Source organism: Hydrogenophaga laconesensis (genome assembly GCF_031457235.1).
Classification (GTDB): domain Bacteria; phylum Pseudomonadota; class Gammaproteobacteria; order Burkholderiales; family Burkholderiaceae_C; genus Hydrogenophaga; species Hydrogenophaga laconesensis.
In genome coordinates, this window is record NZ_JAVDWE010000019.1 from 65,696 (window position 1) to 86,830 (window position 21,135).

Sequence of the window (21,135 nt, forward strand, 5' to 3'; positions counted from 1 at the left end):
CGAGCGAACATGTCCACGACCACCGCCAATTCCCCCGCGTCGTCCGCCTATGCGGCGCCGTTCTCCTTCCGCGACTTCATCAACAGCTTCCTGCTGGTGGAGCTGTTCAAGGGCATGGCCCTCACGGGCCGCTACGCCTTCAAGCGCAAGGTCACGGTGCAGTTTCCTGAGGAGAAGACACCGCTCTCACCGCGTTTCCGTGGCCTGCATGCATTGCGCCGCTACGAGAACGGAGAAGAACGTTGCATCGCCTGCAAGCTGTGCGAAGCGGTCTGCCCGGCCATGGCCATCACCATCGAATCCGATGTGCGCGCTGACGGCTCGCGCCGTACCACGCGTTACGACATCGACCTGACCAAGTGCATCTTCTGCGGCTTCTGCGAGGAAAGCTGCCCGGTGGATTCCATCGTCGAGACGCACGTCTTCGAATACCACGGCGAGAAGCGCGGCGACCTGTACTTCACCAAGGAAATGCTGCTGGCCGTGGGTGACCGTTACGAATCCGAGATCGCTGCTGCCCGGGCCTCCGACGCCCCCTACCGCTGATCCGGGCCGATCCGACTCGGCCGGACCAGACGACACAAGAAACACGACGCCATGGATTACCAGACCGGCTTTTTCTACCTGTTCGCTGCGGTGCTGCTGTATGCAGGCTATCGCGTGATCACCGCGCGCAACCCGGTGCATGCCGTGCTGCACCTCATGCTCGCGTTCTCCCAGGCCGCGGCGCTCTGGCTGCTGCTCAAGGCCGAGTTCCTGGGGATCACGCTGGTGCTGGTCTACCTGGGTGCCGTGATGGTGCTGTTCCTGTTCGTCGTGATGATGCTGGACATCAACCTGGACACCGTGCGCCAGGGTTTCTGGAAGCACTTCCCGCTCGCGGCTCTGCTGGGCGCCTTCGTGGCCGCGGAACTCATCGCCGTGCTGTGGATGGGCTTCCCCTCGCTGGCCGACAACCCGGTGGCCGCCGATATGGGGGCCAACTACTCCAACACGCGTGAACTGGGCCTGCTGCTCTACACCGAATACCTGTACCCGATCGAAGTGGCTGCCGTGATCCTGCTGGTGGCGATGATCGCTGCCATCGCGCTCACCCTGCGCCAGCGCAAGGACAGCAAGGCCATCAACCCTGCTCTGCAGGTGCACGTGCGCGCCAGCGACCGACTGGTGGTGGTGCCGATGAACGCCACGCAGAAAGCCGCACCTGTTGTCGAGGCCGTTGCGGCCGAGGAGGGCAAGAAGCCATGACCGTCACCCTGGGCCACTTCCTCGCCGTGGGCGCGATCCTGTTCGCGATTTCCGTGGTCGGCATCTTCCTGAACCGCAAGAACCTCATCGTGCTGCTGATGGCCATCGAGCTCATGCTGCTGGCAGTGAACATGAACTTCGTGGCGTTCTCGCATTTCCTGGGCGACATGCACGGCCAGGTCTTCGTGTTTTTCATCCTGACCGTGGCCGCCGCCGAATCGGCGATCGGCCTGGCCATTCTGGTGCTGCTGTTCCGCAACAAGTCGTCGATCAGCGTCGAAGAGCTCAACACCCTCAAGGGTTGATGAGGCCAGGGCCACACCACACGAGAACTCAGGCAAGAACCCCATGAGCACCACCCTCTCTGCAAGCACCTTGCTCGCCGTCCCGCTGGCCCCACTGGTGGGTTCGGCGATCGCCGGCATCCTGGGCACCACGTTCGGCGGCAACGTCATCGGCCGTCGCGCTTCGCACACCTTCACCATTCTGGGTGTGCTGGTGGCCTTCATCCTCTCGGCCATGACACTCAAGAGCGTGGCCCTGGACGGTGCCCGCTTCAACGAGACCCTCTACACCTGGATGGTGGTGGGCGGCCTGAAGATGGAGATCGGCTTCCTGGTCGACGGCCTCACCGCCATGATGATGGTGGTGGTCACCTTCGTCTCGCTCATGGTGCACCTTTACACCATCGGCTACATGGAAGAGGACGAAGGCTACAACCGCTTCTTCGCCTACATCTCGCTGTTCACCTTCTCCATGCTCATGCTGGTCATGAGCAACAACCTGCTGCAGCTGTTCTTTGGCTGGGAAGCCGTGGGCCTCGTGTCCTACCTGCTCATCGGCTTCTGGTTCAACAAGCCCACGGCCATCTTCGCCAACATGAAGGCCTTCCTGGTCAACCGCGTGGGTGACTTTGGCTTTATCCTTGGCATCGGGCTGATCGTGGCCTACGCCGGCACCATGAACTACACCGAGGTGTTCGCCAAGGCCCCTGAACTCGGCGCGCTGGGCTTCCCCGGGACCGACTGGATGCTGATCACCGTGATCTGCATCTGCCTGTTCATCGGCGCCATGGGCAAGAGTGCGCAGTTTCCGCTGCACGTCTGGCTGCCCGACTCCATGGAAGGCCCCACACCGATCTCGGCGCTGATCCACGCGGCTACCATGGTGACCGCCGGCATTTTCATGGTGGCGCGCATGTCACCGCTGTTCGAACTGTCGGACACCGCGCTCAACTTCATCCTGGTCATCGGCGCCATCACCGCGCTGTTCATGGGCTTCCTGGGCATCATCCAGAACGACATCAAGCGCGTCGTGGCCTATTCCACGCTCTCGCAGCTGGGCTACATGACGGTGGCACTGGGTGCCTCGGCCTATTCGGTGGCGGTGTTCCACCTGATGACCCATGCCTTCTTCAAGGCGCTGCTGTTTCTTGCGGCCGGTTCGGTCATCATGGGTCTGCACCACAACCAGGACATCCGCTGGATGGGCAACGTGCGCAAGTACATGCCCATCACCTGGATCACCTCGCTGCTGGGCACGCTGGCCCTGATCGGTACACCGCTGTTCTCGGGCTTCTATTCCAAGGACAGCATCATCGAGGCGGTGCACTTCAGCAACCTCCCCGCTTCGGGCTTCGCGCATTTCGCTGTGCTGGCCGGCGTGTTCGTGACCTCGTTCTACTCGTTCCGGCTCTATTTCCTGGTGTTCCATGGCAAGGAGCGCTACGACCAGAACCCCGACGCCCACCACGACCATCACGACGACCATGGCCACGACGACGGTCACGGCCATGGTCATGGCGACGGCAAGCCGCATGAGTCACCGTGGGTGGTGACGGTGCCGTTGCTGCTGCTGGCCGTTCCGTCCGTGGTGATCGGTTTCGTCACCATCCAGCCCATGCTGTTCGGTGACTTCCTCAAGGACGCCATCACCATCAACACGGCGGCCCATCCCGCCATGGTGAAGTTCGGCGAGATCTTCCACGGCCCGGTGTCGATGGCCTTGCACGCGCTGTCGACGCCACCGCTGTACCTGGCGCTGGCCGGTGCGGTGACCGCCTGGTACATGTACCTGATCAACCCGGCCGTGCCCGCCGCCATCGCCCGTGCGCTGCGCCCGCTGGTCGTCGTGCTGGAAAACAAATACTACCTGGACTGGTTCAACGAGAACGTGCTGGCCCGTGGCGCGCGTGCTCTGGGCATTGGTCTCTGGAAGGGCGGTGACCGTGGTGTGATCGAAGGCGGGGTGGTCAACGCCAGCTGGAAACTGGTGGGGCTGGTGTCCGCCGTCGTGCGCCGTGCGCAGACCGGTTACCTGTACCACTACGCGCTCATGATGATCGTGGGTGTGCTGCTGTTCATGACGTACTTCGTCTGGCTCGCGAAATAAGAAGAGGGAAAACAAGATGGGTTTGCTGAGCCTTGCAATCTGGACGCCGATCTTCTTCGGCGCCGTGCTGCTGGCCCTGGGCCGGGACGACCAGGCCCATGTGGTGCGCTGGATCGCGCTCGTGGGTGCCATCGCCAGCCTGGCTGTGACCGTGCCGCTGTACACCGGCTTCGAACTCGGCACCGCTGCGATGCAGTTCGTCGAGAAGCGCGCGTGGATCGAGAACTTCAACGTCCACTACCACCTGGGCGTGGACGGCATCTCGCTCTGGCTGGTGCTGCTGACGGCCTTCATCAACGTGGTGGTGGTGGTGGCCAGCTGGGAGTCGATCACCTCGCGCGTCAACCAGTACATGGGCGCGTTCCTGATCCTCTCGGGCCTGATGATCGGCGTCTTCAGCGCGCAGGACGCGATGCTGTTCTACGTCTTCTTCGAAGCCACACTGATTCCGATGTACCTCATCATCGGCATCTGGGGTGGCCCGAACAAGATCTACGCCGCCTTCAAGTTCTTCCTGTATACCCTGCTGGGCTCGTTGCTCATGCTGGTGGCGTTGATCTACCTGTACACGCAGTCCGGCGGCAGCTTCGCGCTGGCCGACTGGTACAAGCTGCCTATCGGTGGCACGGCCCAGACGCTGCTTTTCTTCGCGTTCTTCGCGGCCTTCGCGGTGAAGGTTCCGATGTGGCCGGTGCACACCTGGCTGCCCGACGTGCACGTGGAAGCGCCCACAGGGGGGTCTGCAGTGCTGGCCGCCATCATGCTCAAGCTCGGTGCCTACGGCTTCCTGCGCTTCTCGCTGCCCATCCTGCCTGATGCCTCGCACGAATGGGCCTGGCTCATGATCACGCTGTCGCTGATCGCTGTAATCTACGTCGGTCTGGTGGCGATGGTGCAACAGGACATGAAGAAGCTCGTGGCCTATTCGTCCGTGGCGCACATGGGCTTCGTCACGCTGGGCTTCTTCATCTTCAGCGACCTCGGCGTCTCAGGCGCCATCGTGCAGATGATCGCCCACGGTTTCGTTTCCGCCGCGATGTTCCTGGGCATCGGTGTGCTGTACGACCGCGTGCACTCGCGTGAAATCGCTGACTACGGTGGTGTGGTCAACACCATGCCCAAGTTCGCTGCCTTTGCACTGCTGTTCACCATGGCCAACTGCGGCCTGCCCGGCACCGCTGGTTTTGTGGGCGAATGGATGGTGATCATCGCCGCCGTCAAGGCCAACTTCTGGATCGGCCTGCTGGCAGCATCGGCGCTGATCTTTGGTGCGGCCTATTCGCTGTGGATGTACAAGCGCGTCTACCTGGGCAGCGTGGGCAACGACAACGTGAAGGCACTGGTGGACATCAACGGCCGCGAATTCCTCGTGCTCGCGGTGCTGGGCCTGGCCGTGCTCTACATGGGTGTCTACCCCAAGCCCTTCACCGATGTGATGGACGCCTCCGTGGCCGAGCTGCTGCGCCACGTTGCCATTTCCAAACTGAACTGAGCCTAAGCCACTCGAGAGAACGCTCACATGATTGACAAGCTCAGCTGGGTAGCGGCCTACCCGGAAATCCTCCTGCTGACGATGGCCTGCGTGATCGCGCTGGTCGATCTTGCAGTGAAGACACCATTGCGCGGCGTTAGCTACGGCCTGACGCTGCTGACGCTGGGCGTCATCGCGTTGCTGCAAGGTCTGGCCGCGAGCACGGGCGAGACCATCTACGGTTTTGGCGGCATGATCGTCAGCGACCCGATGGGCAACTGGCTCAAATGCTTCGCCTCCATCGCCATGATGGTGACCTTCGTGTACGGACGCTCCTATTCCGGCCAGCGCGACATGCTGCGCGGCGGTGAACTGTTCACCCTGGGCATGTTCGCACTGCTGGGCATGTTCGTCATGATCTCCAGTCACCATTTCCTGGTGATCTACCTGGGCCTCGAACTGTTGACGCTCTCCAGCTACGCCCTCGTGGCGCTGCGCCGCGACGACCTGAAGGCGACCGAGGCGGCCATGAAGTACTTTGTGCTGGGCGCACTCGCCAGCGGTTTCCTGCTGTACGGCCTGTCCATGGTTTATGGCGCCACCGGTTCGCTGAACCTGACCGAGGTGATGCTGGCCATTGCCAGTGGTGGCGACAAACTCGTGGGTTCGCCGCAGGTGCTCATGCTGGGACTGGTGTTCGTGGTGGCCGGCCTGGCGTTCAAGCTGGGTGTGGTGCCGTTCCACATGTGGGTGCCCGACGTCTACCACGGTGCCCCCACGGCCATCACGCTCATGATCGGTGGCGCCCCCAAGCTCGCCGCATTCGCCATCGTGATCCGCCTGCTCGCCGAAGGTCTGCAGCCGCTCGCGGTGGACTGGCAGCAGATGCTGGCCGTGCTGGCCGTGATGTCGCTGCTCGTGGGGAACCTGGCGGCCATCGCACAGAGCAACCTCAAGCGCATGCTCGCCTTCTCCACCATCGCACAGATGGGTTTCATGCTCCTCGGCCTGCTGGCCGGTGTCGTGCAGGGCGACGCCAGCAATATGGCCAATGCCTATGGTTCGTCCATGTTCTATGTGGTCACCTACGTGCTGACCACGCTGGGCACTTTCGGTGTGATCCTGCTGCTCTCGCGCAGCGGCTTCGAGTCCGACAACATCAACGATCTGGCTGGCCTGAACCAGCGCAGCCCGTTCTACGCCGGCATCATGGCGATCTGCATGTTCTCGCTGGCCGGCGTGCCGCCCCTGGTCGGCTTCTACGCCAAGCTGGCCGTGCTGCAGGCGCTGCTCGCATCCAGCACGGCCTTCTATGTGGGCCTGGCTGTGTTCGCTGTGGTCATGTCGCTGATCGGCGCGTTCTACTACCTGCGCGTCGTGAAGATCATGTACTTCGATGCCCCCACCCAGACCGGCGGCATCGACGCCGGCCTTGATGCCCGATCGGTGCTGTCGATCAATGGCGCGCTGGTGCTGGTGCTCGGCATCGTGCCCGGGGGCCTCATGACCCTGTGCGCCCAGGCCGTGGCGCAGATGTTCGCCTGAACGGGCAGGGCGGTGCGCCGGTGAACTTGCCAGCGCCCGCCGGCTCTCACCGCGTTCCATGACCCACACTTTTTCTGTCTGGCTGGTGCTCGCCACCGCCTTCATCGCGGCCAACCTGCCTTTCATCAACGAGCGCTGGCTGGCCGTGTGGCCTCGTCGCGACCCCAAGACGCTGTGGATGCGGCTGGGTGAACTGCTGGTTCTCTACTTTGCTGTTGGTGCGATGGGCGTGGCGCTCGAGCAGTACGCCGGCCAGGTGGCTCCCCAGGGCTGGGAGTTCTACGCCACCACGGGTTCGTTGTTTCTGACCCTGGCTTTCCCAGGCTTCGTGTACCGCTACCTGTACCGCCGCCGCGGTTGAAAGGTTCTGTCCCGCCATGAAAGACGACCAGCATCTGCGGGAAACGCCTCTCTCGCGCACCGAACTGCTGAAAGGCCACTTTCTCCACGTGGTGCGTGACACGGTCCGCATGCCGGACGGGCGTGATGCGACGCGCGAGTTTGTGTTGCACCCGGGCGCGGTGATGGTGATCGGCCTGCTCGACGATGGTCGGGTCGTGATGGAGCGGCAGTTCCGCCATCCCATGCAGGCCGTGATGATCGAGTTTCCCGCAGGCAAGCTGGATGCGGGCGAGGGCAGTCTGGCCTGCGCACAGCGCGAACTGCTGGAAGAAACCGGCTACAGCGCCAGCGAATGGGCCTTCGCCGGTCGGCTGGCGCCCACCATCGCCTACTCGGACGAGATCATCGACATCTGGTTTGCGCGTGGACTGACGCTGGGCGATCGCCGCCTGGATGAAGGCGAGTTCCTGGACGTGTTCTCCGCCACCCCCGCCGAGTTGCAAGCCTGGTGTTTCAGTGGCGACGTGATTGACTGCAAGACCCTGATCGGCTCCATGTGGCTGCAGAACGTTCTGTGTGGCGAATGGCCACTGGCGTGGCGTTCTGGCGATGTGGCGGCGGATGCGGGACAATTCGGGCCATGAAGGTTCTCAACCTGCAGTGCGCGAACCAGCATGGATTCGAAGGCTGGTTCGGCTCCGAAGACGACTACACGAGCCAGCTCGCCCGTGGCCTCGTGTCGTGCCCGCTGTGCGGGGACGTTCACATCCAGAAGAAGCTGTCGGCGCCCCGGTTGAACCTCCGCGCAAGTCGTCAGGATGCAGAAGCACCGGTCGCGAGCGAGGTGGCCATGAGCAACCATGGCGAGGGCCCGGACCTGGCCGCCATGCAGGCGCGCATCATGCGGGCGCTGCGAGAGGTGGTGGCGAACACGGAGGACGTGGGCGAACGTTTCGCCAGCGAAGCCCGCGCCATGCACCACGGCGAGATCGAGCACCGCCAGATCCGCGGCAAGGCCAGCCCGCAGGAGGCGCTCGAGCTGATGGAAGAGGGCATCGAGGTGATCGCCCTGCCTTCCATCCCCGGCGTAAAAGAAACGCTGCAATAGGCCGTCGCGAGCGCCTTTCCAGCGCTCACAGAGCCATCTCCGAAGCGCGTGCCCGATCACCAGAGATGCCGTGGAACCGGCTTCGCCGGGCCACAGGCATCGTCCCCACTCCAAGCGCCGCAGGCGCGCCAGAGAGGGGGGAAGCCGCGTCAGCGGCGCAGGGGGGAGCTACGGTTTACGGATACAGACCACGCAGGTCGCGCGCGTGCAGGATGCGCTTGCAGGCCACGATGAAGGTGGCCGTGCGCAGGCTCACCTTGTTCTCGTCGGCCACCTGCCACACCGCAGCGAAGGCGTCTTTCATGATCTTGACCAGCCTGGCGTTGATCTCGTCCTCGCTCCAGAAGAAGCTGGAGAAATCCTGCACCCATTCGAAGTAGCTCACCGTCACGCCGCCGGCGTTGGCGATCACGTCCGGCAGCACCAGCACGTTGCGCTCGTGCAGGATGTCGTCGGCCTGCGGCGTGGTGGGGCCATTGGCGCCCTCGATCACCATGCGTGCCTGGATGCGCCCGGCATTCGCTTCGGTGATCTGCGATTCGAGCGCGGCGGGAATGAGGATGTCGCAGGGAACGTCCCAGAAGGCGTCATTGGCGATCACCTCGGCGTTCTGGAAGCCCGCTACGGAGCCGGCGCGCGCGACGTGGGCCAGCAGCGCAGGCACGTCGAGCCCGGCTTCGCGGTAGATGGTGCCGCCATGGTCCTGCACGGCCACCACTTTGGCGCCCGCTTCCGCGAACAGCTTGCCTGCCACGCCGCCCACGTTGCCAAAGCCCTGCACGGCCACGCGTGCCGTGGCCACGTCCAGGCCAATGCGGCGCGCGGCTTCCACGCCCACGGTGAACACGCCACGGCCCGTGGCTTCGCGCCGGCCGAGCGAACCGCCAAGGTCCACCGGCTTGCCGGTGACCACGCCCGTGGCGGTGGAGCCTTCGTTCATCGAATACGTGTCCATCATCCAGGCCATCACCTGTTCGTTGGTGTTCACGTCCGGCGCGGGGATGTCCTTGGTCGGGCCGATGATGATGCCGATCTCGCTGGTGTAGCGGCGCGTGACGCGTTCGAGTTCACCGCGCGTGAGCTGGCGCGGGTCCACGCGGATGCCACCCTTGGCGCCGCCGTAAGGGACGTTCACCGCTGCGTTCTTGATCGACATCCAGGCCGACAGCGCCATCACTTCCGACAGCGTCACGTCCTGGTGGAAACGCACACCACCCTTGCCCGGGCCGCGCGAGGTGTTGTGCTGCACGCGGTAGCCCTCGAAGTGGGCCACGGTACCGTTGTCCAGATGGATCGGCACGTCCACGATCAGCGTGCGCTTGGGGCGCTTGAGGGTGTCGACCCAGCGTGCCAGCGGGCCGAGGTACGGCGTGACACGGTCCACCTGCTGGAGGTAGACCCCCCAGGGGCCGAGGTGCATGGGATCGAGGTAGGAGGGAAGGGCCTGCGTGAAAACGGCCGGAGCGCTGGTGGCGCTGCCGGCCGGAAGGGGCGATGTTTGTGGCATGAAGTTTCCTTGGATGTGTGGCCCTGTGCTGAGCCAACCGCGCAAGCTTACGGAGATGCCTTCTTCATGTCCAAGGCCACAATGCCATTGTGTTATGCATCTGCCGCATAGTTGGCCTTTCAGGCGTTGAACTGCAGCGCCGCCAGCCCGGCATAGACGCCGCCGCGCGCCACCAGCTCGGTGTGGGTGCCCTGTTCCACCAGCTGGCCGTGGTCCAGCACCACAATGCGGTCGGCCCGCTGCACGGTGGCCAGGCGGTGGGCGATCACGAGCGTGGTGCGGTCCTTCATGGCCGATTCCAGCGCCGCCTGCACCATCCGTTCGCTCTGGGCGTCCAGGGCGCTGGTGGCTTCGTCCAGCAGCAGCAGGGGCGGATTCTTCAGCATGGCCCGCGCAATGGCGATGCGCTGCCGCTGCCCGCCGGACAGGCGCACGCCGCGCTCGCCCAGGAAGGTGCCGTAGCCCTCGGGCATCTTCTCGATGAATTCGTCGGCGAAGGCTGCTGCTGCGGCGGCGCGCACTTCGGCGTCGGTCGCCTCCGGCCGCCCATACCGGATGTTCTCCATCGCACTGCTGGAGAAGATGACCGGGTCCTGCGGCACGATGCCGATGCGCTGGCGCAGCGCGTGCAGGTCGAGCTGGTCGATCGGCACGCCATCGAGACGGATGTGGCCCAGCACCGGGTCGTAGTAGCGCAGCAGCAGGCCGAAGACCGTGGTCTTGCCGGCGCCGCTGGGACCGACCAGCGCCACCGTCTGGCCCGGTTGCACCTGCAGCGTGAAGCCGCTGAGCGCCGCCTGGGCCGGGCGCGAGGGGTAGTGGAAGGTGACGTCGTCGAACGTCAGTGCACTGCCGCCCTGCGGCGCGGGCGCCTGGAGTGGTGCTGCGGGCGACTGCACGGGTGATTCGCTGGCCAGCAACTCCATCAGCCGCTCGCTCGCTCCGGCGGCACGCAGCAGGTCGCCGTAGACCTCCCCCAGCACCGCCACCGCCCCGGCCAGGATGATGATGTAGACCACCGTCTGCCCCAGGTGGCCGGGCGTGATGGTGCCCGCCAGCACCGCCTGCGTGCCCTGGTACAAGCCCCACAGCAGCAGCGCGGCCGTGCTGATGATGATGAACGCCACCATGCCGGCGCGGGCTCGCGTGCGGCGGATGGCGGTGATGAAGGCGTTTTCCGTGGCTTCGCTGAAGCGCCGTGCCTCACGGTCCTCGGCGGTGTAGCTCTGCACGATGGGAATGGCATTGAGCACCTCGGCGGCGATCGCGCTGGAGTCGGCCACGCGGTCCTGGCTGGCGCGGGAGAGCTTGCGCACGCGCCGGCCGAACCACATGCTGGGCAGCACCACCAGCAGGATGATGAGCAGCACCTGCAGCATCACGTACGGGTTCGTCCAGACCAGCATGATCAGCGCACCCACGCCCATCACGCCGTTGCGCAGCCCCATGGACAGCGAGGAGCCCACCACGGTCTGTACCAGCGTGGTGTCGGTGGTGAGACGGGACAGCACTTCACCGGTCTGCGTGGTCTCGAAGAACTGCGGGCTCTGCCGCAGCACATGGCTGTAGACGGCGTTGCGCAGGTCGGCCGTGATGCGCTCGCCCAGCCAGCTCACCAGATAGAAGCGCGCGGCGGAGAACAGGCCCAGCGCGACCGCCACCGCGAACAGTTCCAGGAAGTGTCCTCGCAGCCCCATGGCCTGCGCGCTGCGGTCGCCTGCCACCAGACCGCTGTCGATGAGGCCGCGCAGCGCCACCGGAAACAGCAGCGTGGCAACGGCCGCCAGCACCAGGAACAGCATGGCCAGCCCGATCTGCGTGCGGTAGGGCCGCATGAAGGGGAGGAGGCCGCGCAGCGACGTGGGCGATTCGGCCTTGGGCCACTCAGAGGGGGAGACGTCTGGCATGGCGAGAGTGTGACGGGTTTCCTTGCAAGGATGCAGTGCTAGGATGCGCCCGAATAATTCAACTTCAAGAGGGATGGGATGGCACAACAGGACGATTTCGCGCCCACAGTGGCGATGGCAGACGCGTCGGCGCAGGCGCTCGACATCCGGTTCACCGGTTCGGGCAGCGAGTATTTCCGCATCTGGATCGTCAACCTGTTGCTCACCCTGGTGACGCTCACACTCTACGCCCCATTCGCGCGGGCCCGGCGCATTGCTTATTTTCAGAACAACACGCTCGTTGGCGGTGATCCGCTGGGCTTTCATGCCGATCCCTGGAAGATGTTTCGCGGTTATCTGGTGGTGCTGCTGTTGGGTGTGGGCTACTGGGCCGTGTCGAATTTCACACCCGGCCTCACCTGGATCGCCTTGCTGGTGTTCATGGCGCTATGGCCTGCACTGTGGCGTGCCTCGTTGCAGTTCCGCTTGCGCAACACCAGCTGGCGCGGCGTGCGCCTGAGTTTCCTGGGTGATCTGAAGGGCGCCTATCTGAGCATGCTGCCTTTCTTCCTGCCAGCGTTGGCCTTCGTGCTGTTCCTGCCCGAGGTGGTCGATGGCGAGGAAATGGCGCCCGAGGTGGCACGGCGCAGCGGCATCGTGTTCGGTACCGTGGTGCTGGTCTTCCTGGCGTTGATGCCCTGGCTCATGGCGCGCATCAAGCGCTACCAGCACGGTGGTTATGCCTTCGCCCGGCAGCGCACCGAACTGCGGGCGGGCACGGGCCGCTTCTACGGGTTGTTCATGAAGACAGGGGGCGTGAGCCTGCTGGTGGCCTTCGTGTCTGGTGCGTTGATCGCCCTGGTGCTGTTCGTGCTCGCGCGTGGCATGTTCTCTGATATGGCGGCGGTGCAGAGGCGGGCGCTGTTCACGCTGATCGTGCCCGTGGCGCTGGGGGTGATCTATCTGCTGATTCCGCTGGTGAGCACGCCGTATTTCAGCGCTCGTTTCCAGAATCTGCTGTGGAACGGGACGTCGAGCGAGAAGGTTCGCTTCAGCAGCGCGCTGCGTTTTCGCAGCCTGTTCCGCGTCACGCTGGTCAACTGGCTGCTGATCGTGGTCACGCTCGGTTTCTACTGGCCCTTCGCGAAAGTGCGCGCCGCGCGCCTCAAGCTCGAGTCCATGTCGCTCGAGGTGGATGGTCCGGTAGACGACTGGATCGCCAGCGCGCAGCGGGCCGACAAAGGCGTGCTGGGCGACGCGGCGGGCGACTTCTTCGGCATGGACATGGGCCTTTGATGGCCGGGCCCGAGGCCGCGGTGCCAGTGCTGCACTCTCGCTGGTTCGACGGCCGGTCGCCAAGGCCGCATGCGGTGGTCCTGCGTGTCGAAGGCGCCGAACTGCTCGTGCAGGCCGACGACACGCTGCGCCGTTATCCGTTGTCGCGCGTGCGCTGGCCGGAGCGCCGCACGCATGGGCAGCGGCAGGCCGAGCTGCCCGATGGCGGGCTCATCCAGCACGCCGACGCGGGGGAATGGGACGCCTGGGCGCTGGCCAGTGGTCTGCAGGAAAGTGCCGTCGTCGGGTGGATGCAAAGCTGGCGTGCCACCCTGGGGGCGCTGGTGGGCACGGTGGTGTTTCTTGGCGCCGCCTGGCTGTGGGGCGTGCCCTGGCTGAGCCAGACCCTGGCACAGCAGGTGCCTGACGCGCTGGACGCGCACATCGGGCAGCAGACCATGCAGCAGCTGGATCGCCTGTTCCTCAAGCCCAGCGGTTTGCCGCAGTCGCAGCAGGACGACCTGCGCCGGCGCTTCGCGTCGGTGGTGGAGCGTGCCTACCCCGAAGGCGATGCGCCGCACTGGCAACTCGCGTTCCATGCCTCGTCCGTGCTCGGTCCCAATGCCTTTGCGCTGCCGGGTGGCCACATCGTCATGACCGACGAACTGGTGAAGTTGCTGGACGACCAGCCCGACGCCCTCGTGGGTGTGCTCGCGCACGAACTGGGCCACGTGCAGCACCGCGACGGGCTCGACATGGTGGTGCGCGCGAGCCTGGTCAGCGCGCTGGTGGGGGTGGTGCTGGGGGATGCGAGTGGCTTCATCGCCACGGTGCCTGCGGCGCTGGCCACACAGTCCTACTCGCGCGACGCCGAGCGCCGGGCGGATGCGCACGCCGCGCGCGTGCTGCACGCGGGCGGTGTGCCTCCTTCGGTCATGGCCGTGTTTTTCGAGCGCATGCTGGAGAAAACCCGTGGCGGTTCGCCCAGCGGCGAAGGGGAGGGCGAACCATCGCGCGAGGTCTCCCTGCCGATTGCCATCGCGAGCCATCCGGACCATGAGGAGCGCATCCGGTTCTTCCGGGAGTGGACGCCCGGAGAGCGGTAGCCCGCCGCTTCAAAGCACCAGCCGCTGCGCGTACCCCGTCATCTCCAGGTAGCCGCGCCCCACGGCCTTGCCGTGGCTGTCGATCAGGTCCGACAGCCCTTCCCAGTACACGGTACCTGTGCTCGCCCGGCTGTCCAGTTCCTGAGGATCGATCACGGCCTTGACCGTGTAGACATCGCCCGGCGTGCGCACCCGCCACTCCACCGGGTAACGTGCCCGTGTGAGCGGGCTCGTCCACCAGCGCAGCGGCTGGAAGTCCACCTCGCCCGGGCTGAAGCGGTCGATGCCGGTGGCGCTTTGCGCACTGGCGGCGGCTCGGAACGATCCGCCTGCCCAGAGCTTGCTGCCGTCCTGGCGCCGCAGCTGGAAAGCCGTGAGACTGCGGCCGTCGAACAGGTTCATGCCGATCCATTCCCAGCCCACGGCGTCGGGGTGCAGCAGGGCCTCGCTCCATTCGTGGTCCAGCCACGCCGTGCCGCGCACATCGAAGCGTTGTCCCTGGACGGCGAGCGTGCCGCTCACTGTCAGATGCGGCTGGCTCACATAGAAGCTGGCCTGCGAAGGCTCCGGCCCCTTGCGCGAGAAGCCCTGCTCACCCTGCAGCAACCAGGCCTGCTCCGGCACGGCGGTCAGCTCGATGCCGAGTTCGTCACCCACCACGCGGGTGGTGTAGCGGCCGTCGGGCATGCGCTGCAGGGACCAGTCGCGCAGCACCACGTGCGCGTCGTCGGCGCTGGCGAACACGCCTCGCACCGTCTGTGTGGGTGGTTCGCCATTCCAGCGTGCAATGCGCTGGTCGTGCAGCAACTGGCCGCTGCTCACGTCGGTGATGGCGGCGTGGGCGAACAGCAGTTGTTTCGCTGCCAGCGGTCCGCGCAGGCTCTGCGTGCCGTCGACGCGGCTGCGGAAGAACGTGACCTGGAAGCCGAAATCGCGTCCGGTGGCATCCCGCGCGTGGCCGGTGAGGTACCACCACTCGGTGCGCGTTTCGTTGTGCGTGCCGTGGTCGCGCGGGAACACCAGTGGGCGTGGCCGCAGTGCGCTGCCCGGGGTGTGCACCACCTGCGCGGGTGCGCGTGGCAGCACCATCGCCCCGGCCGATGCGATGAGCAGCTGTCGGCGGAGCGGGTTCACCAGTCCTCCTTCACGGCGCGCACCGCGTCGCGGCTGGCGGCGGCATGTCCAGCCAGCCAGGCGGTGAGTGTGCCGGCCACCACCACGGCCGCGCACAGCGCGAGCAGCCGCGCCCAGGGCAGCACGAGGTCCATCGTCCAGTGGAAGCTCTGCGGGTTGACCACGTGCACCAGCACCAGGCTCACGGCCAGGCCGAGTGCCAGACCGGCGAGCGCTCCCAGTAGCGTCCAGGCCAGGCCCTCGAGCGCCACCACGCCCAGGATCTGCTGGCGCGTGAGCCCCAGGTGCGCCAGCAGGCCGAACTCGCGGCGCCGTGCCAGCACCTGCGCGCTGAAGCTGGCCGCCACGCCAAACAGGCCGATGCCGATGGCCACCGCCTGCAGCCACACGGTGACAGCGAAGCTGCGGTCGAAGATGCGCAGCGAGTTGGCGCGGATCTGCGCGACAGAAGCGAACTCGATGCCGTCCGCCGTGCCCTGGGCCCCGGCCAGCGCGCGGATGCGTTCGCGCACGGTGTTTTCGTCGGTGCCATCGGCCAGGTGCAGCGCGAGGTCGTTCACGCGTTCGTCCCCTGTGAGGCGCACGAAATCGGCGCGGTCCATCACGACGCTGCCGTGCTGGCGCGCGTAGTCGCGCCACACACCTGCCACGAAGAAGCGCACGCCGCGCACCTGGGGCTCCGCGAACGCCTGGGCCAGCGCTGGCAACCAGCTGCCGGGCGTGGCGCCGTACAGATCGACCATGGCCTCGCTCACATACACCGTGACCACGCGCTCCCCCTGTGCAAGCGCCGGCACGGGCAGGGGATTGCCCACCAGTGGCAGGCTGAGGGCGCCGCCCGTGGGCATGTGCAGCGGGCGCGTGAGCAGCGCGATCGCGGGGCGCTCGGGCGAAAGCTGCACCGGTGTCGCGCGCAGCGTGTCCACGCGGGCCACGCCGTCCACACGAGCGACGGCCCTCACGAATTCCGGGGGCAGGTGGCTGCTGTCACCGCCACCGCCCACGCTGCGCACATACAGCTGCGCGGGCAACACCGCATCGAGCCACTGCGTGACCGAATCGCGGAAGCTTGCCACCATCACCGTGAGCGCGACCGACAAAGCCAGGCTGGCAACCACACCACTGGTGGCCACGGCCGCTGTTTCGCGCAGCCGGCGCGCCCGTTCCACGGCGAGCACCGGCAGTGCCCGCCGTGCGATGTGGGGCGCCAGGCGGTCCAGCAGCCAGCCCACGGCCAGCGGCAGCGCGGCGATGCCGCCCACCAGCAGCAGGCCGACGGACACATACGCCGCCAGCGGAATGCCCATCACCGGAGGCGCCCAGGCCAGCACGCCGGCCAGCACCATGAGACCGAGCGCCCGCATGTGGCGGTGCGCGCCGAGCCGTACAGGGGCGCCCAGTCCCTTGAGCGCCAGCGCGGGCGCCATGCGGGCGGTTGCTTGCGCCGGCCACCATCCACCCACCAGGGCCGCCGCCACGCCGAGCAGCAGGTACACCACGGCCGCCAGCGGGCTCCACAACAAGGGCGGTGTCGCGCCAGAAAAGTAGCCGCCGCCCAGATCGCCGCCCAGCAGGCGCAGCGCGAGCGAGGCCAGTGCCGTGCCCAGCGCGATGCCGAGCACGCTGCCCAGCAAGCCCAGCAGAGCCGATTCCGCCAGCACCAGGCGCAGGCGCTCGCGGCGGGCCAGGCCCAGCACGCCCAGCAGCGCGAACTGCGGCTGCCGCCGGGCGACGGAGAGCGACAGCACCGAGAACACCAGGAACGCGCCCGTGAACAGCGCGACGAGCGCGAGCACCGTGAGGTTGACGCGGTAGGCGCGAGAGAGGTTGCTCACGCGCTCGCCCGACTGCTCCGGCCGTTGCGCCATCACGTGGGTGGGCAGGCCCAGCGCCTCGATCACCTCGCTGGCGCGGGCGCCCGGCGACAGGCGCAGGTCGATCCGGTTCAGCTGGCCCACGCGGTCCGTCAAGGCCTGCGCGGCAGCCACGTCCATCACCAGCAGCGGCGCACCGGGCGCGTTCACACGGCCGGCCACGCGCAGCACGGTGCCGTTGTGCAGGGTGATGGCAGCCACCTGCCCGAACGCCTGTTGCGCTGCGGCGTTGAGAAACACCGCATCGGGTGCGAAAAGGTCGAAGCGCCGCCGCGTGTTGTCGCCACTCGGGGCATCGGTCATGGGCATCAGCGCGGGCGACACGCCGGCCACCACCAGTGCGTCCACGCCGAGCAGCTTCACGCCCAGGCGTTCGCCGTGGGGCGCGGCGGCCTGCACGGTGGCTTCCAGCACCGGGCTGGCCAGCGCCACATCGGGATGCGCCGCGACCTTCGCCAGCAGGGTGTCGTCGAGCACACCCTGGCGCGCGCGCAGCTCCACGTCGGGCTGGCCGTTCACCGAACTCACCGCACTGGAGAACTCGGCCAGTGCCGATGCGTTGATCAGGTGCACCGCGAAGGCCAGCGCCACGCCCAGCATGACCGCCACCACCGCCGAGGCATTGCGCCAGGGATGGTGGCGAAGTTCCTGCCAAGAGAAGGTGGACAGCAATGCGCGCATGGAAAGGGAGCTTAAGCCCTCCTGCTCGGTGGGTCAGCGCACCGACAGGAGAACCGGAGGCCTGCAAGATGGGATCATGTCCTCCATGGTCCACCTTCATCTCGCGATCGATCTCCAATACGAGGTGCACCCTCCTGGCGCTGATTTCATCTTCAACGTGCAGGCCGCGCATTCACCGCAGCAGACGGTGGACTGGGAACAGCTGCTGGTCAGCCAGCCCGTGCCACTGCTGATGCACACCGACGCCGTGACGCGCACGCGCACGCTGCGCCTGTCCGCCACAGCGGGCCCGCTCACGGTGCGCTACCGCGCCACGCTGGACATCGAGCACCACGTGGCCCAGCCCGACAGCGTGATGGAAACGCCGGTGGCCCAGTTGCCACCGGAGGTGCTCACCTACATCTACCCCAGCCGCTACTGCCAGTCCGACCGCGTGATGGAACAGGCCAACCGGCTGTTCGGCGAGATGCCTCCTGGCTACACGCGGGTGCAGGCCATCCGCGACTGGGTGCATGAGCAGGTGCGGTTCGAATCCGGCGCCAGCGACTCCACCACCTCGGCGATAGACACCCTGAAAGACGGCAAGGGTGTGTGCCGCGATTTCGCGCATCTCATGATCACCCTGTGTCGCGCGCTCAACATCCCCGCGCGGTTCACCACCGGTATCGACTTCGGCGCCGATCCTGCTCTCGGTCCGACCGACTTCCATGCCTACGTGGAGGCGTACGTGGGCCACCGCTGGTATCTCTTCGATCCCTCCGGCACGGCCATTCCGATGGGCTTTGTGCGCATCGGCACCGGACGCGACGCGGCCGACGTGTCGTTCGCGACCATCTTCGGCGGGGTGGGCAGCCAGCCGCCGCGCATCGACATATCGGCCCAGACCGATCCCCAAAAGGGCTGGTTGATGCCCGTGCACCGGCCGGACGCCCTGTCCACCGATGGTGGCTGGCAGGCTGGATAGGCGCTCCCCCCTGCGCCGCTGACGCGGCTTCCCCCCTCTGTGGCGCGCCTTCGGCGCTTCGAGGGGGGACGGCATCTCGGGCCGGCGTAGCCGGACCCTGGATGCCTCTGGTCGCGTCGTGGCGTGCGATGCGGGTCGTACCCCCGGAGCGCTTGAACCCCCTTTGACGCATAGCCGAGCAAATTACTCTGCGAGCCACTTCCCACGCTGGACGTTTGCCGGTAGAATTCGAGTCGTTTCAAGTAAGAAACACGGGTTTACTAAAGAAACGTTTGACCGCCGCAGCGGGCAAGCCCTGAAGGACTGCAGATGAGCGTATTGGGCATTGACCAGATCACCTACGGCGCAGCCGACCTGCCGCGTTGCCGCCAGTTCTTTCTGGACTGGGGTCTTTCCCTGGTGCAAGAGTCCGCGCAGGAGCTGGTGTTCGAGTCGCTCAATGGCTGCCGCGTGGTGGTCGCCCATTCCGACAAGCCCGGCCTGCCGGCCGGCGTGGAACCCGATCCGACGCTGCGCGAGGTGGTCTGGGGGGTGGACACGCCCGAGAGTCTGGCGATCTATCGCGGGCGCCTGCAGTCGCAGCCCGGCTTCGTGGACGCCGACGGCCGCATCGGCTGCACCGACCCCAACGGCCTGGCCGTGCGCCTGCAGCTCACGCAGAAGCGCGAGGTGCAGCTCGAGAGCGCGCTCGTCAACACCTGGACCGACCGCCCACGCCGCAACCAGCGCAGCCCGGCCTATGACCGCGCCACACCGGTCGAGGTGGGTCACGTCGTGTTTTTCGTGACGGACCTCAAAGCCACGGGCGCCTTCTACATCGACAACCTGGACTTCGTCGTCTCCGACAGCTATCCGCAGCGTGGCCTGTTCCTGCGCTGCGCCCAGGAAGGCGGGCACCACGATCTCTTCCTGCTGCAACCTCCGGAGCCGCGCAAGGGCCTGAACCATGTGGCCTTCTCCGTGCGCGACCTGCACGAGGTGGTGGGCGGCGGCATGCACATGTCGCGCAGCGGCTGGAGCACCGAGCTCGGCCCGGGTCGCCATCCCATCTCCTCGGCCATGTTCTGGTACTTCGAAAGTCCGGCCGGCGCGCTGGTGGAGTACTACACCGACGAAGACGAACTCACCGCCGACTGGGAGCCGCGCGAATTCACGCCCGGCCCCACCGTGTTCGCCGAATGGGCCATCAAGGGCGGCATCGACGGCAACACGCGCCGCCAGGTGAATGCCGGCGCACCGGGCGGCAAGTTCATGACCGACAAGCCCAAGCCGCCCACGGAATGACATTGAAGGAGACCCCGCCATGCGAACCCCCGATCTGTACAACGAGACCCACCAGTCGCGCACCGCGCCGCCCACCTCGTACGAAGGCCTGCTGGGCGACTCGATCGAGCGCGCCTACGCGCAAGGCATCCACGACCTGGAAGGCCTGGTGAAGTACCTCAACGACGCGGGTCCCTCCGGCCCCAACGGCCAGCGCTGGACGGAGCAGTCCTTCCAGCAGGAGATGGCCCGCCTCGGCGCCTGAACCGCGCCACCCGACCCCAGCCCACGCCAGGAGACACGTCCATGGATACCTCTGTCATCAACGTTCATCTCGATCCGGTCGATGCCGTCCTCGAAGTCGGCCTCAAAGACCTGTGGTTTCCGGTCTGCCCGTCCGGCTTCGTGAAGGACAGCCCGATCTCGCTGCGCCGCCTGGGCTACAAGATCGCGATCTGGCGCGATGCCACCGGCCAGGTGCACGCACTGGAAGACCACTGCCCGCACCGCGGCGCGCCGCTCTCGCTCGGCGTGAACCTGGGCGACCGCCTGGCCTGCCCGTACCACGGCGTCGAGGTGCGCTGCGACGGCACCGTGACGCGCGTGCCCGGCAGCCCCGGCTGCAAGCTGGAAGGCTCGCGCCCTGCGCGCATGTTCCACACGGCCGAAGCCGCCGGCGCGATCTTTCTCTACAACGCCAGCAACCCCATCCTGGACGCAGCGCCGCCGCTGCAGCTGCCCGAAGAACTGACCTCACCCGAGTGGTCGCACTTCCTCTGCTACACCGAATGGGGCGGCGACTACCGCTACGTGATCGACAACGTGATGGACCCCATGCATGGCGTGTACCTGCACAAGCAGTCGCACACCATGAGCGAGGGCGCGAGCGAGGCCGAGTTCCAGATCCGCGACATCCCCAACGGCTTCTGCTTCGAGAAGAAGGGCCAGCGCGGCGTGAACTTCGACTGGACCGAGTGGATGGACCTGGGCATTCACGTCATGCGCCTGGAGATTCCCTACCCCAAGACCGGCGGCCCCGGCGGCAACTTCACCATCATCGGCAGCTACACGCCGATCAACAACCGCACCTCGGGCGTGTTCCACTGGCGCTGCCGCCGCGTCACCGGCTGGCAGCGCGACGCCTGGCGTTTTCTCTACAAGAACCGCCTGGAGGAACGCCACTGGAACGTGCTGGAGCAGGACCGCGTGGCCGTGGAGAACATGGAGCCCGACGCCAACAAGCGCGAGCACCTGTACGCCCACGACATGGGCATCGTGCGCCTGCGCCGCCACCTGAGAAACCTCGCGAAGGCGCAGCTGGACAGGCCCGTGTGAGAATC

Annotated in this window: 19 protein-coding genes; 15 read left to right on the forward strand and 4 right to left on the reverse strand. The window is 66.3% G+C overall.

The annotated features are described in order from the left end of the window. The first annotated feature begins 9 nt into the window (after positions 1 to 9). The 9 genes from nuoI to J2X09_RS24500 are packed head-to-tail and all read left to right on the forward strand — an operon-like array spanning position 10 to position 8,105. Complete coding sequence (nuoI, locus tag J2X09_RS24460; RefSeq protein ID WP_204735477.1) at positions 10 to 546, forward strand: NADH-quinone oxidoreductase subunit NuoI; 537 nt, start codon at positions 10 to 12, stop codon at positions 544 to 546. Between the two features lie 51 nt (positions 547 to 597). After that, positions 598 to 1,248 carry an NADH-quinone oxidoreductase subunit J gene (locus tag J2X09_RS24465; RefSeq protein WP_204735476.1) on the forward strand — a complete coding sequence of 217 codons (651 nt, stop codon included), beginning with the start codon at positions 598 to 600 and terminating at the stop codon, positions 1,246 to 1,248. Then, on the forward strand, positions 1,245 to 1,553 hold the full coding sequence (gene nuoK, locus J2X09_RS24470; RefSeq protein ID WP_204735475.1) for an NADH-quinone oxidoreductase subunit NuoK: 309 nt from the start codon (positions 1,245 to 1,247) through the stop codon (positions 1,551 to 1,553). Before J2X09_RS24465 ends, nuoK begins: the two co-directional genes overlap by 4 nt. 43 nt (positions 1,554 to 1,596) lie before the next feature. After that, on the forward strand, positions 1,597 to 3,639 hold the full coding sequence (gene nuoL, locus J2X09_RS24475; protein WP_204735474.1) for an NADH-quinone oxidoreductase subunit L: 2,043 nt from the start codon (positions 1,597 to 1,599) through the stop codon (positions 3,637 to 3,639). 16 nt (positions 3,640 to 3,655) lie between these two features. Next, positions 3,656 to 5,131 (forward strand): NADH-quinone oxidoreductase subunit M, encoded by a 1,476-nt coding sequence (locus J2X09_RS24480; protein WP_204735473.1) that lies wholly within the window; start codon positions 3,656 to 3,658, stop codon positions 5,129 to 5,131. Between the two features lie 27 nt (positions 5,132 to 5,158). Next, positions 5,159 to 6,655, forward strand: a complete 1,497-nt coding sequence (gene nuoN / locus J2X09_RS24485; protein ID WP_204735472.1) for an NADH-quinone oxidoreductase subunit NuoN — start codon at positions 5,159 to 5,161, stop codon at positions 6,653 to 6,655. 58 nt (positions 6,656 to 6,713) lie between these two features. Then, a complete protein-coding gene (locus J2X09_RS24490; RefSeq protein ID WP_204735471.1) occupies positions 6,714 to 7,016 on the forward strand; it encodes a DUF2818 family protein in 303 nt (100 codons plus the stop codon). A gap of 16 nt (positions 7,017 to 7,032) precedes the next feature. After that, on the forward strand, positions 7,033 to 7,641 hold the full coding sequence (locus J2X09_RS24495; RefSeq protein WP_204735470.1) for an NUDIX domain-containing protein: 609 nt from the start codon (positions 7,033 to 7,035) through the stop codon (positions 7,639 to 7,641). Next, on the forward strand, positions 7,638 to 8,105 hold the full coding sequence (locus J2X09_RS24500; protein WP_204735469.1) for a DUF1178 family protein: 468 nt from the start codon (positions 7,638 to 7,640) through the stop codon (positions 8,103 to 8,105). Before J2X09_RS24495 ends, J2X09_RS24500 begins: the two co-directional genes overlap by 4 nt. 175 nt (positions 8,106 to 8,280) lie before the next feature. Here the strand turns inward: J2X09_RS24500 and J2X09_RS24505 are convergent, their stop codons facing one another. Beyond that, a complete protein-coding gene (locus tag J2X09_RS24505; RefSeq protein WP_204735468.1) occupies positions 8,281 to 9,612 on the reverse strand; it encodes a Glu/Leu/Phe/Val family dehydrogenase in 1,332 nt (443 codons plus the stop codon). 119 nt (positions 9,613 to 9,731) lie between these two features. Beyond that, positions 9,732 to 11,519: an ABC transporter transmembrane domain-containing protein gene (locus J2X09_RS24510; RefSeq protein ID WP_204735467.1), complete on the reverse strand. Its 1,788-nt coding sequence runs from the start codon at positions 11,517 to 11,519 to the stop codon at positions 9,732 to 9,734. 78 nt (positions 11,520 to 11,597) lie between these two features. Between J2X09_RS24510 and J2X09_RS24515 the strand changes: the two genes are divergently transcribed. Then, the gene (locus J2X09_RS24515; RefSeq protein WP_204735466.1) at positions 11,598 to 12,794 is read left to right on the forward strand and encodes a YjgN family protein; all 1,197 of its coding nucleotides are present in this window, start codon (positions 11,598 to 11,600) and stop codon (positions 12,792 to 12,794) included. Beyond that, positions 12,794 to 13,879 carry a M48 family metallopeptidase gene (locus tag J2X09_RS24520; RefSeq protein ID WP_204735465.1) on the forward strand — a complete coding sequence of 362 codons (1,086 nt, stop codon included), beginning with the start codon at positions 12,794 to 12,796 and terminating at the stop codon, positions 13,877 to 13,879. Before J2X09_RS24515 ends, J2X09_RS24520 begins: the two co-directional genes overlap by 1 nt. Positions 13,880 to 13,888: 9 nt before the next feature. Here the strand turns inward: J2X09_RS24520 and J2X09_RS24525 are convergent, their stop codons facing one another. Together J2X09_RS24525 and J2X09_RS24530 are read right to left on the reverse strand one after the other, a co-directional pair. Further along, positions 13,889 to 14,968: a lipocalin-like domain-containing protein gene (locus J2X09_RS24525; RefSeq protein WP_204735536.1), complete on the reverse strand. Its 1,080-nt coding sequence runs from the start codon at positions 14,966 to 14,968 to the stop codon at positions 13,889 to 13,891. Between the two features lie 41 nt (positions 14,969 to 15,009). Beyond that, entirely contained in the window at positions 15,010 to 17,568 is a 2,559-nt protein-coding gene (locus J2X09_RS24530; protein WP_204735464.1) for an FtsX-like permease family protein, read from the reverse strand. Positions 17,569 to 17,653: 85 nt separating this feature from the next. On the opposite strand from J2X09_RS24530, the gene J2X09_RS24535 reads away from it, so the two are divergent. The 4 genes from J2X09_RS24535 to J2X09_RS24550 all read left to right on the forward strand — a co-directional run bounded on the left by J2X09_RS24535 (position 17,654) and on the right by J2X09_RS24550 (position 21,130). After that, entirely contained in the window at positions 17,654 to 18,532 is an 879-nt protein-coding gene (locus tag J2X09_RS24535; protein ID WP_204735535.1) for a transglutaminase-like domain-containing protein, read from the forward strand. 309 nt (positions 18,533 to 18,841) lie between these two features. Then, positions 18,842 to 19,816, forward strand: a complete 975-nt coding sequence (locus J2X09_RS24540; RefSeq protein ID WP_204735463.1) for a VOC family protein — start codon at positions 18,842 to 18,844, stop codon at positions 19,814 to 19,816. A gap of 19 nt (positions 19,817 to 19,835) precedes the next feature. Next, the gene (locus tag J2X09_RS24545) at positions 19,836 to 20,060 is read left to right on the forward strand and encodes a recombinase-like helix-turn-helix domain-containing protein (RefSeq protein WP_204735462.1); all 225 of its coding nucleotides are present in this window, start codon (positions 19,836 to 19,838) and stop codon (positions 20,058 to 20,060) included. A 41-nt stretch (positions 20,061 to 20,101) separates the two neighbouring features. Continuing rightward, complete coding sequence (locus J2X09_RS24550; RefSeq protein ID WP_204735461.1) at positions 20,102 to 21,130, forward strand: Rieske 2Fe-2S domain-containing protein; 1,029 nt, start codon at positions 20,102 to 20,104, stop codon at positions 21,128 to 21,130. Positions 21,131 to 21,135: the final 5 nt, after the last annotated feature.